Genomic DNA, 14,049 nt, shown 5'->3' with positions numbered 1-14,049 from the left:
CGGACGGACCGGAGGCCCGTGGCGGGGTCGCCACGGGCCTCCCGTCCGTCGTTCCGCCGCGGCGGCGGCCGCCGCTCCCGTCAGTCGAACGCGTTCGTCATCGCGTGTGCCGCGCGGTCGAGGTACGCCCACAGTTCGGCCTCGTCGAGGGGCGCGAGGTCGAGTGACTCGACCGCGTCCTGCATGTGCTGGAGCCAGTGCTCGCGTGCCTCGGGGGTGATGCGGAACGGGTGGTGCCGCATCCGGAGCCGGGGATGGCCGCGCTGCTCGCTGTAGGTCGACGGGCCGCCCCAGTACTGCTGGAGGAACTGCGAGAGCCGCCAGACCGCGCCGTCGAGGTCGTCTGCCGGGTACATCGGCCAGATCACCTCGTCCTGCTGCACGCCCTCGTAGAAGCGGCGGACCAGGCGGTCGAAGGTCGGGGCGCCGCCGATGCGGTCGAACAGGGAACCGCTCGCCGCAGCCCCGCCGAGTCCGACCCGGAGCGTGACGGGCTGCGCGGGGACGCCCGGGGCCGGCTCACCCGTGGGGGGACCGAGGGGGATGGCGGGTCCGGTCATGGGGTGTCCTCAGGGTCATTGTCGTCGCCGGTCCGGATCGCCCGGCCCAGGATGTTCATCCGGCCGCGGCGGGCCCGCGGCGCGGGGGTGGGCACCGGCGCGGTGCGGACGGGACGGAGGCCGTTCACCGACGTGGCGTTCTCCCACCCCTCCGGCATGATCATGGCCATCGCCGGCAGGGTGACCCCGAGTTCGTCCACGCCGCGCTTGAGCCGCACGCGGAGTTCCCGTCCGACGACGTCGAGCTCCGACGCGCGGGTCTTCACGACCAGGCGGAACACCATGCCGGTGTCGGTGATCGACTGCAGGCCCCAGATCTCCGGTTTCTCGACGATGCGCTGCCGCCAGCGGGCCTCCTGGGACATGGTGACCGCGGCGTGCAGCAGGGCGTCCTGCACGGCGTCGATGTCGGTGTCGTACGGCACGGTGATGTCGACGAGGACACGGGACCAGCCCTGGGAGAGGTTGCCGACGCGGAGGATCTGTCCGTTCGGCACGAACCAGAGGATGCCGTTCACGTCGCGGATCTGCATGACCCGGAGACCGACGGACTCCACGACCCCGGTGGCCTGGCCGGTGTCGACGACGTCACCGACGCCGGCCTGGTCCTCGAGGATCATGAAGATGCCGGACAGGATGTCGCGGACGATGCTCTGCGCGCCCACTGCGAGGCCGGCGGCGACCACGGAGGCGCCACCGACGATGCCGACCGCCGCGGTCGGGAACACGGTCGAGATGATGATGGCGAAGGCGATCACGGCGACCACGACGGTCGCGAGGTTCTCGAGCACGCTGCCGAGCGTCCGGGTGCGCTGCACGACGCGGGCGGTCTGCAGCGGGGAGGCCACCAGGGCCTGGGTGTCCGCAGCGCCCTGCCGCTTCTTGACGCCGTTGACGATGCGGTCGACGACCTGCTTGATGGTCCGGCGGAGCACGAGGCGGATGATGACCGCCGCGAGCAGGACGATCAGGATCGTGATCGGGACGTGCCAGGTGTCGACGAACTGGGTGAACGTGTTCGACGCCCACTTCGAGACGTCGTCGGTGGTGTCTGCTGCCGAGGTCATGTCCGGACGATGCTAAACGGCGAGGCTCCGACGCCCCTGGAGGAACGCCGGAGCCTCGCCGCTGCTCACATCGGGATCAGGCGTCGGCCGCCTGGACGCGGAGCGCACGCTCGGTGCCCGCGAGGTTCTCGCTGACGATCCGACGCAGTGCCGGGGTCTCCGGGTGCGCGTCGAGCCAGGCCCGGGCAGCGTCACGCAGTTCCGTCGACGCCAGCGGTGCCGGGTACAGGCCCGTCACGATCGTGTCGGCGATGTGGTAGCTGCGCTCGTCCCAGATCCGCGTGATGACCTCGAAGTAGCGCTGCACGAGACCCTCGAGCACGACCGGGGAGTTCACGTGCTGGAACCCGACGGTCGTCTGCCGCACGATGGCGTTCGGCGCGTCGTCCGTGTCGACGAGCGACGAGAACGCCGCGAGCTTGCCCTCGGCGGTGGGGATCGTCGCGCGAGCGCGGGCCGCGGCCTGCTCGCCCGAGGCGGTCCGGTCGGCGGCGAGCTCGGCGTCGATCTCGTCGTTGCCCGCGGCACCCGCGAGGACGAGGCCCTCGAGCAGCTCCCAGCGCAGGTCCGTGTCCACGACGAGCCCCTGCAGTGTGACCGATCCGTCACGCAGTCCCTGCAGCGTCGCCACGTGCTCGGGCGTCGACGGGATCTGCGCGAAGAACTTCACGAACTGGAACTGCGCGTCCGATCCGGACTCGGCCGACGAGGCCAGCTGCCACAGCGTGTCGCCGACGGTGCGCACGGTGGCGTCCGACTTCGACGGTGCGACGTAGTTGCGCGCCGCCAGGAGCAGCTGCGACAGCGTGGTGCGGATCGTCGTCGACTCGGTCTCGGTCGCGATGTTGCCGAGCACGAGGGTGACGTAGTCGCTGGCGGGGGACTCGGCGTCACGCGTGGCGTCCCAGACGGCACCCCAGACGATCGACCGGGCGAGCGGGTCCGCGATCGACGCCAGGTGCTCGATCGCCGTGCGCCGCGACTGCTCGTCGAGGCGGATCTTGGCGTACGCCAGGTCGTCGTCGTTGAGGAGCACGAGGTCGCCGCGGTGCACGCCGACCAGCTCGGGGACCTCGGTGCGGGCGCCGTCGACGTCGATCTCGACGCGGTGGACGCGGTCGAGCTTGCCGCCGGACGAGGCCGTGTCCGCGCCGAAGGGGGCCGACGGGTCGTTCGTGAAGGCGTACACGCCGATGGCCAGGCGGTGCGGTCGCAGCGTCGGGTGGTCCGACGGCGCCTCCTGCAAGACGGCGAACGAGGTGATGACGCCCTCGGCGTCGGTCTCGATCTCCGGGCGCAGGGTGTTCACGCCCGCCGTCTCCAGCCAGAGCTGCGACCACTCGGACAGGTCGCGGCCGCTGGTGGCCTCGAGCTCGACGAGCAGGTCCTTCAGCTCGGTGTTGGAGTGGTGGTGCTTCCGGAAGTACGCCGCGACGCCCGCGAAGAACGCGTCGATGCCGACCCACGCGACGAGCTGCTTGAGGACCGAACCGCCCTTCGCGTAGGTGATGCCGTCGAAGTTGACCTGGACGTCCTCGAGGTCGTTGATCGTCGCGACGATCGGGTGCGTCGAGGGGAGCTGGTCCTGGCGGTAGGCCCAGGACTTCTCCATCGCCTGGAACGTCGTCCATGCGCCGGTCCACTCGGTGGCCTCGGCGGTCGCGATGGTGGAGGCCCACTCGGCGAACGACTCGTTCAGCCAGAGGTCGTTCCACCACTTCATCGTGACGAGGTCGCCGAACCACATGTGCGCGAGCTCGTGCAGGATCGTGACGACCCGGCGCTCCTTGATGGCGTCGGTGACCTTCGAGCGGAAGACGTAGGTCTCGGTGAAGGTGACCGCGCCCGCGTTCTCCATCGCGCCGGCGTTGAACTCCGGCACGAAGAGCTGGTCGTACTTCTCGAACGGGTACGCGTAGTCGAACTTCTCCTCGAAGTACGCGAACCCCTTCCGGGTGGTCTCGAACACGTAGTCCGGGTCGAGGTACTCGGCCAGCGACCTGCGCGCGAAGACGCCGAGCGGGATGGTCCGACCGTCGCGGCTGGTCAGCTCGCTGCGCACGACCTCGTACGGGCCGGCGATGAGCGCGGTGATGTAGCTCGAGATGCGCGCGGTGGGCGGGAAGGTCCACGTGGCGTGGTCGCCGTCGACGTGCGGCTCCGGCGTCGGGGCGTTCGAGACGACCTGCCAGCGCGCCGGCGCGGTCACGGTGAAGGAGAACTCGGCCTTGAGGTCGGGCTGCTCGAACACGGCGAACATCCGGCGGCTGTCCGGCACCTCGAACTGCGAGTACAGGTAGACCTCGTCGTCGACCGGGTCGACGAAGCGGTGCAGGCCTTCTCCGGTGTTCGTGTACAGCGCGTCGGCGACGACGACGAGTTCGTTCTGCTCCTGCAGGTCGGCGAGCTGGATGCGGACGCCGTCGTTCACCGCGTCGACGTCGAGCGCGGTGCCGTTCAACGTGACCGAGTGCACGGTCTTCGTGATGGCGTCGATGAACGTGCTGGCACCGGGGGTGGCACTGAAGCGCACGCGGGTGGTGCTGCCGAAGGTCTCGGCTCCGCGGGTCAGGTCGAGCTCGACGTCGTACGTCTGCACGCTGACGATGCCGGCGCGTTCCTGGGCTTCGATTCGGGTGAGGTTCTCTCCGGGCACGGACGCTCCATCTTCGCTGCGGACGCGGACGATCGATGTCCGCGTGTCGGGGCCCCGGCCGGCGTCGTGCACCGGTGGGACGGCTCGGGACCAGCCTAGCGAGCGGGCGTACGCTGCGATCCGTGACCGACACGACTGTGGAGACGACCCCTGCGACCCGGACTGCTGTGGAGTTCTGGTTCGACCCGACCTGCCCCTGGGCATGGATGACGAGCCGCTGGGTGGGGGAGGTCGAGCGGCACCGCGACCTCGACGTCACCTGGAACGTGATGAGCCTGTTCGTCCTCAACGAGCACAACGAGGACATGCCCGCCGAGTACCGCGAGGCCCTCGAGCGGAACCAGGTGTACGCGCGCCTGGTGACCGCCGCGAAGACCCGGCACGGCCAGGACGTCGTCAAGCCGCTCTACGACGCGCTGGGCGAGCAGATCCACCACCGCCAGCAGAAGGACCCCGCGCAGGTCGTGCCGGCCGTGCTCGAGCAGCTCGACCTCGAGGCCGACCTCGCCGACGCGGCCTGGACGGACGAGACCGACACCGCGATGCGGGAGAGCCACCGGGACGGCATCGAGCGCGTCGGCCAGGACGTCGGCACGCCCGTCATCGCCGTCGACGGCGTCGCGTTCTTCGGGCCGGTCATCTCCCCGGCGCCGAAGGGGCAGGAGGCGCTCGACCTCTGGGACGGTGTCGTCGCCGCAGCCCGCTACCCGGGCTTCTTCGAGCTCAAGCGCTCCCGCACGACCGGCCCGGTCTTCGACACCGTCGAGGACTGACCGCCCGGCCCGACGACCCGACGGGAGGCGCGGTGCGGGTCCGCACCGCGCCTCCTGTCCGTCGTCCCCCTGCGGGCATCGCCCGCTCAGGCCAGCGGCAACCGCATCAGGGTCAGGTCGAGCCAGCGGCCGGCCTTCCGGCCGACCTCGGGCACGACGGCCACGGTCTCGAACCCGAGCCGCTCGTGCAGGGCGATCGACCCGGCGTTCGTGCTGCAGATGCCGGCGATCATGACGTGCCGACCCTCCGCGGTCGCACGGGCCACCAGGGCGTGCATGAGCGTCGACGCGACCCCCCGGCCGCGGAACCCCTCGACGACGTAGACGCTGTGCTCGACGGTGTGCCGGTAGCCCTGGTGCGGCCGCCACTGCGAGTACGAGGCGTACCCGGCGACGACGCCGTCGACCTCGGCGACCACGACCGGCCACCCGTCGCCCTGCCGTTCCGCGAGCCAGGTGTCGAACCACGCCCGGGGATGCGGTTCCTCCTGCCAGATCGCGGTGGAGTGCAGGACGGCGTCGACGTGGAGGGCGTGCACGACGTCGAGGTCGGCGGGGGTGCAGTCGCGGATGACCACCGCGTTCGTCGCATATGCTGTCGCCATGTCTCACATCGTAGACGAGCAGGAGGGCGTCATCGCGCCACCGGACGTCATGGGCGCCGAGGAGCCCGATGACGCCGAGGACCCCGACGACGCCGACCAGCGCCGCCTCGGGGAACGGCTGCAGCGCCTCCGCACCGAACGTCGATGGAGCCTCACCGAGCTCGCGGAGGAGTCCGGCGTCTCCCGCGCGATGATCAACCGCGTCGAGCGGGGCGTCTCCAGTCCCACCGCGACCATCCTCGGTCGTCTGTCCGGAGCGTTCGGCCTGACGGTCTCGCAGCTCCTCGACGAGGCCCTCGAGCACGAGGTCCCGCGCTCCGATGACCCGGACGAGGCCCGCGGCGTCCAGCGCGCCGCGTCCGCGGACTCCTGGACCGACCCGGAGACCGGGTACCGCCGTCGACCGCTGTCCAGCGCCGACTTCCCGGCGGACGTGACCGAGGTGCGCCTGCCGGCCGGCCGCGAGGTCGCCTACCCCGCGAGCGCCTACGCCTTCCTCCGGCACTGCATCTGGGTCGTCGACGGGACCCTCGACCTGCAGGCCGGTGACACGACGACCCGACTCGGCGCCGGGGACCGCATCGAGCTCGGCGAACCCGCTGACGTCGTCTACCGGAACCCCGGCGACGAGCCGTGTCGGTACGTCGTGGTCGTCGTGCGGCACCGCTGACGGGAGGCCCCACCGCCGTCCGCCGGACGGGTCCCGTCCGGCGTGTGCCCGGGAATAGGATCGGTCCATGCGCATCCACCTCGGAACGGACCACGCCGGCCTCGAGTTCACCAAGACCCTCAGCGTCCACCTGACCGAAGCCGGCCACGAGGTCGTGGACCACGGACCGACCGAGTACGAGCCGCTCGACGACTACCCCTCGTTCTGCATCAACGCCGCGCACGCCGTCGTGCAGGACCAGCGCGCGGGCGTCCAGGCCCTCGGCGTCGTCTTCGGTGGTTCGGGCAACGGTGAGCAGATCGCCGCGAACAAGGTCGAGGGCATCCGCGCGGCCCTGGTGTGGAACGAGTCGACCGCGCTGCTCGCCCGCCAGCACAACGACGCGAACGTCATCTCGATCGGCGCGCGCCAGCACACCGAGGCAGAGGCGATCCGCTTCGTCGACCTCTTCATCGCCGAGCCGTTCTCGGGCGAGGAGCGCCACGCCCGCCGCATCGCGCAGCTCGCCGAGTACGAGACCACGGGGCACATCGCCGGCAAGCAGATCGACCAGTAGGGCCGAGTAGACAAGAGCAATGCCCGAGGGTCACTCCGTCCACCGCATCGCCCGCCAGTTCGAGCTGCACTTCGTCGGCCGGGTCTGCGAGGTGTCGAGCCCGCAGGGTCGGTTCGCCGCCGGAGCCGCGCAGCTCGACGGCCGGAAGATGATCGCCGCACGAGCCGTGGCGAAGCAGATGTTCCTGGAGTTCGAGGGCGACCTGTTCCTCCGCGTGCACCTCGGCCTGTACGGCGCGTGGGACTTCGCGGGTGAGATCTCGACCGACGCGACGATGCGGAGCGCGAAGGGGCGGATCGGCCAGACGAACCAGCGCGGCACGGTCACCGAGGACGGAGACGCGGGCGACGACGCCGACCACGTTCCCGACGACGACGGCGAGGACTCCCTCCGCTCCATCGGTGCCCCGCGGCGCTCCCGCTACCGGATGGCCGAGCAGGAGAAGGTCGAGGACCCGATCGAGGCCTTCCCGCCGGACCCGGTCGGGCAGGTGCGCGTGCGGATCCTCACCGAGACCGCCGTGGCGGACCTCCGCGGACCGACGGCCTGCGTGGTCGAGGACCCGGCCGGGGTGCAGCGTGCGCTCGACAAGCTCGGCCCGGACCCGATGAACGACGACGGGCCCGAGGCCGAGAAGGCGTTCGTGGACAACGTCCGGAAGCGCAACGTCGCGATCGGTCAGCTGCTCATGGACCAGTCCGTCGTGAGCGGCATCGGCAACGTGTACCGGGCGGAGCTGTTGTTCCGGCAGCGCATCGACCCGTACAAGCCCGGGAAGGAGATCACCGTCAGGCAGGCGAAGGCGCTGTGGCAGGACTGGTCGAAGCTCCTGCACGACGGGGTCCGCATCGGGCAGATGATGACGATGGACGGCCTGACCGACGCCGAGTACCGGAAGGCGATGCGCTCCCGGGCCGACCGACACTGGGTGTACCACCGCGCGGGGGAGCCGTGCCGGGTGTGCGGCACCGAGATCCGCGTCGCCGACATGGCCGGCCGCAAGCTCTACTGGTGCCCGGAGGACCAGAAGTAGCCCCGCCGGTCAGAGGTCGCGGTGGGTCCAGCGGCCGGCGATCGCGGTGCCGAGGACCGGCATCGCCCGGAGCGTCGCCGACGACGCGGTGAGCGGATCGGTCGGCACGAGGACGAGGTCCGCGACGTCGCCGACCGTGACCGACACCCGTCCGTCCGTCGACCCCCGCCACGCGGCGAGCGCCGACATCCGCTGTTCCGGGTGCCACGGCTCGCGGCCGTCGCGGTCCCGTCCGACGGCGGCGGCCATCGACACCCACGGGTCGAGCGGCGCGACCGGGGCGTCCGAGCCGAGCACCATCGCGGCGCCCGCACGTTCGAGCGCGGCGAACGGGAAGGCCCGGTCCGTGCGTCCCGCCCAGTGGTGGTCCGCGATGTCCCGGTCGTCCATGGCGTGCTCGGGCTGCACGGACGCGACGACGCCGAGCCGGGCGAACCGCTCGACGTCGGGCACGGCGAGGAGCTGCGCGTGCTCGATCGAGCCGCGGCTCCCGACGGTCTCGAGCGCGTCGAGCGCGAGCGTGACCGCGCGGTCGCCGATCGCGTGCACGGCGGGGACGAGCCCGGCGTCCACCGCCCGACGCAGCAGCGGGACGAGGTCCTCCGGCGCCCAGGTGAGGACGCCCTCGCCGTCGGCGGTCGCGGCGGTCCGGGTGCCGAGCGACCCGTCGGTGATCACCTTGAACGGCCCGACGGTGAGCAGGCCCCGCGTCCCGTCGACGACGTCGCCCGTCCGCAGTCCGCGGCGGACCGCCTCGTCGAGCCGTGCCGGGTACACCCCGGAGGCGATGCGCAGGCCGTCCGTCCCGGCGTGGATCCGTCGCACCCACCGGTCGATGTCGGCGTCCATCTCGAGGTCGACGACCCCGGTGACACCCCGGGCCGCGGCCGCCTCGACGGCGTCCGCGACGGAGGCGTCGAGCTGGTCGTCCGGCACCCGGGACAGCGCGCCGGTCACGTCGAACGCGTCCTGCTCGCGGAGCACACCGTCGGTACCGGCCGGGAGCGCCCGGCCGAGCACGGCACCGAAGTGCGCCAGGGCGACCTCGTTGCACCAGACGGCGTGCAGGTCGGCGCTCACGACGACGACCGGGAGGCCCGGTGCGGCCTGGTCGAGCAGCTCCCGTCGAGCGGGGCGGGGCCAGAGTCCGTCCCGGTAGCCGTGCCCGACGAGCACCCGGTCCGGGCGGCCGGTCCGGGCTGCGGCGGCGAGGCGGTCCGCGGTCTCCTCGGCGGAGCCGCAGTCCGTCACGTCGATCCGTCGGCGCATGAGTGCCCACTGGTCGAGGTGCACGTGGTGGTCGCGGAGACCGGGCCCGAGCCAGGCGCCCTCGGCCTCGACGACCTCGGTGTCGGTGCCGGTGTGGGTGTCGGTGTCGAGCGGGTCGAGCGTGCCGGCCGGCGCGATCGCGGACACCCGCCCGTCGACGACCAGGACGTCGCTGGGGGCGCCGAAGGCGCCCACCCGCCGGACGGTACGGAGCAGGGTCGCCGACATCACGCCTCCAGGCCGGTCGTCGTGGTCCCCTGGACGCGCGCCATCTCGTCGGCGAGCGCGGGGGAGGCGTAGGGGCCGTCGGTCCGCAGGCCGGCGATGATCCGGTCGACCACCTCGGGTGCCTTGTTCTGGCTGAGCTTCGCGCGGGCGTCGAAGCGGGTGACGCGGATGCGGATGCCGACCGTGCCGCGGGCGATCCGGCGGGCGGCGTCCGCGTCGACGTCGAGCGACACCGGCGACGGCATCGCGGCCTCGAAGTGGTCCACGAGGTCACCGAGGACACGGAAGTTCTCCTCGTCCGACAGGATCTCCGGCGTCCCCCACAGGTGCGCGGTGGTGTGGTTCCAGGTCGGGATGAACTGTTCCGGCGGGTACCAGGCGGGGGAGACGTACCCGTGCGGGCCCTGCACGACGACCAGGACCTCGTGCTGCCCGAGTTCGTGCGCCACCTCGTCCGGCCGGCCGACGTGCGACACGAGGACGATGTCGTCGCTGCCGTCGGGCTGCTCCTCGAGCAGGAACGGGTAGTGCGACGCGACGAGCCCCTCCGCGGTGGAGGACACGATCGTCGCCCAGGGGTTGCCGCGGACGAGTCGTCGGACCTCGTCGACCTCGGTCATCAGGAAGGAGGGTGTGTGCCGCATGCGACGAGCGTGGCACATGCCAGGCTGGTCGGCATGGAGAAGCGCGCAGCCTACGAGTCCGTCCTGCCCTACGTCCGAGAGTGGGTCGCCTACAAGGTGTGGCAGCTGCGGCTCCCCGGCGTGCAGGTCGCGATCGGCTTCGAGGACGAGGAACTGTTCGCCGACGCCTGGGGGTACGCCGACGTGGCAGCCGGACGGCGACTGACGACGACGGACCTGTTCCGGATCGCCTCGCACTCGAAGACCTTCACCGCCACCGCGCTGCTCCAGCTGGCCGACCAGGGCGCGCTGCGGCTCGACGACACGGTCGGCTCGTTCGTCCCCGCGCTGGTCGAGGCGGGTTCCCCGATCGCCGACGCCACCGTCCGCGAGCTCATGGAGATGGGTGCCGGGGTCGTCCGTGACGGCGCCGACGGTGACCACTGGGCGCTCGCGCACCCCTTCCCGGACGCGCAGCAGCTCGTCGACCTCGTCGTCGCGGGCGGCGCGAAGGTCCCGGTCGGCTCGGCGTTCAACTACTCGAACCTCGGCTACGGGCTGCTCGGGCTCGTCATCGAGGCCGTGACGGGCACGTCGTACGCCGAGCACGTCCGCACCGCGATCACCGAGCCGCTCGGGCTCCGCCACACCGGTGCGGAGTTCGACCCCGCTCGCGAGGACGAGTTCGTCGTCGGCTACACCGGCCTCCACACGGCGCGCACCCGGCAGCCGGTCCCGCACGTGACGACCGGGGCGCTCGCCGCGGCGACCGGCTTCCACGGCACGGCCTCGGACCTGGTCCGCTACTTCTCGGCGCACGTGCCGGGCCGCGGGACGCTGCTCTCCGACCACGCCAAGCGCCTCGCGCAGCGGAAGGCGTGGAGTGCGCTCGACTCCGACCCGGCCGCCCGCGGCTACGGCGCCGGGTTCATCGTGGACCGGATCAACGGCCGGGAGGTCCGGGGCCACTCCGGCGGGTTCCCCGGACAGATCACGCAGTCCGTGTTCGACCCCGCGTCCTCACTGGTCGTGTCCGTCCTGACGAGCAGCGCCACCGGTCCGGCGACGATGCTGGCGTACGGCATCGTGCACCTGCTCGACGCGGCCGCCGACGAGCACGCGGCCGGTCCGGTGATCCCCGCCGACGTCGACGCCGCACGGTACACGGGGCGCTTCGCGACCTTCGAGGGGATCACCGACATCGCGAGGGTGGGTGACCGCCTGCTCGCGATCGACCCGACGCAGCCGGTGCCGACCGAGTCGCCGGTCCGGCTCGAGGTCGTCGACGCCGACACGCTCCGCATGGCATCCGGCAACCGGTTCGGGTCCGTCGACGAGGACATCGTGTACACCCGGGACGACTCCGGCGCGGTCGTGTCCGTCCGCGGGGACAGCGGCATGACGCAGCGGCCGTGGTCGGTGCCGGACGAGACGCCGGAGGTCGCGGCCGCCCTCGTGTGACGCCCTGCTGGCCGGGCCCGGCGGTGCTGGCCGGGCACGGTCTGCTCGGCCGATCCCGATCCCGATCCCGACCACGGTGCCGCGCGGCCCGGCCCTGCGCACCGGCGGCGTCAGCGCACGTCGGCGGTGTCCCAGAGTCGGCGGACGCCCGCGCCGACCGGGCGGACGAGCGGTGGGACGAACACGAGCGCAGCCGCGGCGAATCCGACGATCTCGCCGACCTGCGGCACGGTGAAGAGGGGTAGGAGTGCTTCCTGCGGCGGGATCCAGACGCGGAACAGCACGTTCATCACGGCCTCGGACAGCAGCCAGACGCCGGCTCCGACCGTGACGAACCAGCCCGCGGTGCGGCGCGACCCGGACGACCGCACCACGAGCACGACGCCGAACACCAGGAGCAGGACGCGCGCGAGGAGCAGCAGCACGGTCGCGACGGGGTGCAGCGCGGTGGGCAGCAGTACCCCGAGCGGGAGGGCGACGGCTGCGAGCCCGAAGCCGAGCGTCGCACGGTCCCCGCGTCGGGCGGCGAGGACGGCCGCGACGGCTCCCGCCACCAGCCCGACGACGCCGAGCCCCGACGACGTCGGCCACGCGGCCATCCGGTCCAGCCACCCGATGACGACCGTGACGGCCGGGACGAGCGCGGCCACCACGGCGGCCAGCGCGGACAGTCGTTCGTACCGGGTCTGGTCCACGGTTCCCCCTCGTGACGCGATGCAGTACCGGCACCCTACACATCACCGGACGACGAACGCGAGGACCACCGTGTCGGGGTGGGGACAACCCCACCCCTGGTCCGGGAGACGGCAGGATGGGACCGGGCCCTCGTCTCCGCGAGGCTCGATGCATGACCGACACCGACCGGCTCGACCTGGCCCGCACCGTCCCCCTGGACGAGGCGGTGGCCTCGCCCGACCACGCCGAGACCGTTCCGCTCCACGACGTGACGGCAGCACCCGACCACGCCGAGACCGTTCCGCTCCACGACGTGACGGCGACCGACCGGGACACCACACCCGGCCGGGACACCACCGCCGACCGGGACACGACGCCCGACCGCGACAGCGCCCCTGACCGACCGACACCGGAAGCCACCACCCCGATGCCCTCCCAGCCCGCCCCGAGCGACGGCACCCACCCGAGCTGGGACGCGACACCGCCCCTGTCCGCCCAGGGCAGCGCCACGCGGGGGCCGTCGAGCCCGGTCCGTGGCGGGGGCGGCGGCATGACGGCCGGTGCCTTCTACCGGGAGGCCTGGCGTCGGTCGCCGCGGGACTTCGGCTACATGGCACTCACGGCGGTGCTCCTCTGCACGCTGTACTTCGCGTTCCCCGCCGTCCTGGGCATCGGCGGGTTCGGCTCGCGGGACGTCCTCAACCCGTTCACGCTGCTGCTGTTCTTCGTCGCGCTGTTCGTCGCCCGGTGGCTGGGGCAGTTCGAGAAGCTCCGGATGAGCTGGGCGGACCCGCGACCGATCCGTCCGGTGGACTGGACGCCCCGCTGGCAGCAGAACTGGTGGACGCGCACCGGGTCTGCGGTCGCGAACCCGCACTACTGGCTGTACCTGCTGCACGCGGTGGTCGTCTACCCGATGGCCGCGGTGGTCACCGTCGGTGCCGGGCTCCTCCTGGCGGTCGGGTTCCTCTGGCCGGTCGTCGCGGTCCTCGCCTACGTCGTCGCCGGGACGTACCTGGTCGACCCGAACGGGATCGGGTCGATCGCCGGGCTCGGCACCCTCGCGCTGCTCTCGATGGCCGCGAGCGTCCTGCTGTTCCCGCTGTGGCTGCGCGGCTCCGTGCTCGCCCACTACTGGATCGACCACGGCCTGCTCGGCGGGTTCCGGGCCGAGGTCCTCGAGCAGCGCGTGGCGGGCCTCCAGGCGTCCCGCGCCGGTGCCGTCACCGCGGAGGGGCAGGCGCTCCGCCAGATCGAGCGCGACCTGCACGACGGCCCGCAGCAGCGACTCGTCCGACTCCGCATGGACCTGGCCTCGGCCGAGCGGTCGTTCGAGAAGGACCCGGAGCGCGCCAAGCAGCTCATCGCCGAGGCCTCGGGACACGCCCAGGACGCGCTCGACGAACTCCGGGCGCTGTCCCGCGGGTTCGCGCCGCCGATCCTGCTCGACCGCGGTCTCGTCGCGGCCCTCGAAGCACTGTGCGCGCGGTCGCCGATCCCCGTCGGGCTCGACGTCCGTCTGCCGGACGGGCTCGAGCTCGCGTCCGAGATCCAGCGGAACGTGTACTTCACCGTGAGCGAGCTCCTGACGAACACGGCGAAGCACGCCGGCGCCTCCGCCGCGGGGGTCTACCTCGGGCTGCTCGTCGACGCGTCCGGTACCTGGTTCCTCACCGTCAGCGTCACCGACGACGGCCGCGGCGGTGCCAGCCCGCGCGAGGGGCACGGCATCCAGGGGCTGATGGGCCGGATGCGCGCCCTCGACGGGGAGTTGACGGTCTCCAGCCCCGCCGGCGGCCCGACCGAGGCGACCGCGCGGATCCCGCTCGGCGCGCTGAACGGCGTCCCCACGCACCGCGCGTGACCGGCGTCC

13 protein-coding genes are annotated in these 14,049 nt (G+C 72.2%); 6 read left to right on the top strand and 7 right to left on the bottom strand.

Annotated features, from left to right (window positions below; genetic code table 11):
* Window positions 1-80 precede the first annotated feature (80 nt).
* From DEJ16_RS00960 to pepN, 3 genes are all read right to left on the bottom strand, one after another.
* Window positions 81-560 carry a globin gene (locus DEJ16_RS00960; protein ID WP_110823771.1) on the bottom strand — a complete coding sequence of 160 codons (480 nt, stop codon included), beginning with the start codon at window positions 558-560 and terminating at the stop codon, window positions 81-83.
* Window positions 557-1,627 (bottom strand): mechanosensitive ion channel family protein, encoded by a 1,071-nt coding sequence (locus DEJ16_RS00955; protein WP_110823772.1) that lies wholly within the window; start codon window positions 1,625-1,627, stop codon window positions 557-559. The genes DEJ16_RS00960 and DEJ16_RS00955 overlap by 4 nt, the downstream gene beginning before the upstream one ends.
* A gap of 76 nt (window positions 1,628-1,703) precedes the next feature.
* Complete coding sequence (gene pepN / locus DEJ16_RS00950) at window positions 1,704-4,283, bottom strand: aminopeptidase N (protein ID WP_110823773.1); 2,580 nt, start codon at window positions 4,281-4,283, stop codon at window positions 1,704-1,706.
* A gap of 122 nt (window positions 4,284-4,405) precedes the next feature.
* On the opposite strand from pepN, the gene DEJ16_RS00945 reads away from it, so the two are divergent.
* Complete coding sequence (locus DEJ16_RS00945; RefSeq protein ID WP_309146401.1) at window positions 4,406-5,056, top strand: DsbA family protein; 651 nt, start codon at window positions 4,406-4,408, stop codon at window positions 5,054-5,056.
* A gap of 86 nt (window positions 5,057-5,142) precedes the next feature.
* Here DEJ16_RS00945 and DEJ16_RS00940 read toward each other — a convergent pair whose 3' ends face one another.
* Complete coding sequence (locus tag DEJ16_RS00940; protein ID WP_110823775.1) at window positions 5,143-5,661, bottom strand: GNAT family N-acetyltransferase; 519 nt, start codon at window positions 5,659-5,661, stop codon at window positions 5,143-5,145.
* Between DEJ16_RS00940 and DEJ16_RS00935 the strand changes: the two genes are divergently transcribed.
* The 3 genes from DEJ16_RS00935 (at window position 5,660) to DEJ16_RS00925 (ending at window position 7,920) form a co-directional block, all read left to right on the top strand.
* A complete protein-coding gene (locus DEJ16_RS00935; RefSeq protein WP_258365731.1) occupies window positions 5,660-6,331 on the top strand; it encodes an XRE family transcriptional regulator in 672 nt (223 codons plus the stop codon). The genes DEJ16_RS00940 and DEJ16_RS00935 overlap by 2 nt on opposite strands.
* A gap of 67 nt (window positions 6,332-6,398) precedes the next feature.
* Window positions 6,399-6,887 (top strand): ribose-5-phosphate isomerase, encoded by a 489-nt coding sequence (locus DEJ16_RS00930; RefSeq protein ID WP_110823777.1) that lies wholly within the window; start codon window positions 6,399-6,401, stop codon window positions 6,885-6,887.
* A 19-nt stretch (window positions 6,888-6,906) separates the two neighbouring features.
* Window positions 6,907-7,920, top strand: a complete 1,014-nt coding sequence (locus DEJ16_RS00925; RefSeq protein WP_110823778.1) for an Fpg/Nei family DNA glycosylase — start codon at window positions 6,907-6,909, stop codon at window positions 7,918-7,920.
* 9 nt (window positions 7,921-7,929) lie between these two features.
* On the opposite strand, the gene DEJ16_RS00920 is transcribed toward DEJ16_RS00925, so the two are convergent.
* Both DEJ16_RS00920 and DEJ16_RS00915 read right to left on the bottom strand, forming a co-directional pair.
* Window positions 7,930-9,384, bottom strand: a complete 1,455-nt coding sequence (locus tag DEJ16_RS00920) for an amidohydrolase (protein WP_258365730.1) — start codon at window positions 9,382-9,384, stop codon at window positions 7,930-7,932.
* A 32-nt stretch (window positions 9,385-9,416) separates the two neighbouring features.
* Window positions 9,417-10,061, bottom strand: a complete 645-nt coding sequence (locus DEJ16_RS00915; RefSeq protein ID WP_110823780.1) for an FMN-binding negative transcriptional regulator — start codon at window positions 10,059-10,061, stop codon at window positions 9,417-9,419.
* A gap of 33 nt (window positions 10,062-10,094) precedes the next feature.
* Between DEJ16_RS00915 and DEJ16_RS00910 the strand changes: the two genes are divergently transcribed.
* Window positions 10,095-11,501 carry a serine hydrolase gene (locus DEJ16_RS00910; RefSeq protein WP_110823781.1) on the top strand — a complete coding sequence of 469 codons (1,407 nt, stop codon included), beginning with the start codon at window positions 10,095-10,097 and terminating at the stop codon, window positions 11,499-11,501.
* Window positions 11,502-11,611: 110 nt separating this feature from the next.
* Here DEJ16_RS00910 and DEJ16_RS00905 read toward each other — a convergent pair whose 3' ends face one another.
* Window positions 11,612-12,196 (bottom strand): hypothetical protein, encoded by a 585-nt coding sequence (locus tag DEJ16_RS00905; RefSeq protein ID WP_110823782.1) that lies wholly within the window; start codon window positions 12,194-12,196, stop codon window positions 11,612-11,614.
* A 152-nt stretch (window positions 12,197-12,348) separates the two neighbouring features.
* Between DEJ16_RS00905 and DEJ16_RS00900 the strand changes: the two genes are divergently transcribed.
* Window positions 12,349-14,040: a sensor histidine kinase gene (locus DEJ16_RS00900; RefSeq protein ID WP_110823783.1), complete on the top strand. Its 1,692-nt coding sequence runs from the start codon at window positions 12,349-12,351 to the stop codon at window positions 14,038-14,040.
* Window positions 14,041-14,049: the final 9 nt, after the last annotated feature.

The sequence above is a fragment of the Curtobacterium sp. MCJR17_055 genome (genome assembly GCF_003224335.1).
Lineage (GTDB): Bacteria > Actinomycetota > Actinomycetes > Actinomycetales > Microbacteriaceae > Curtobacterium.
This window is presented reverse-complemented; position numbering and strand designations above follow the sequence as displayed.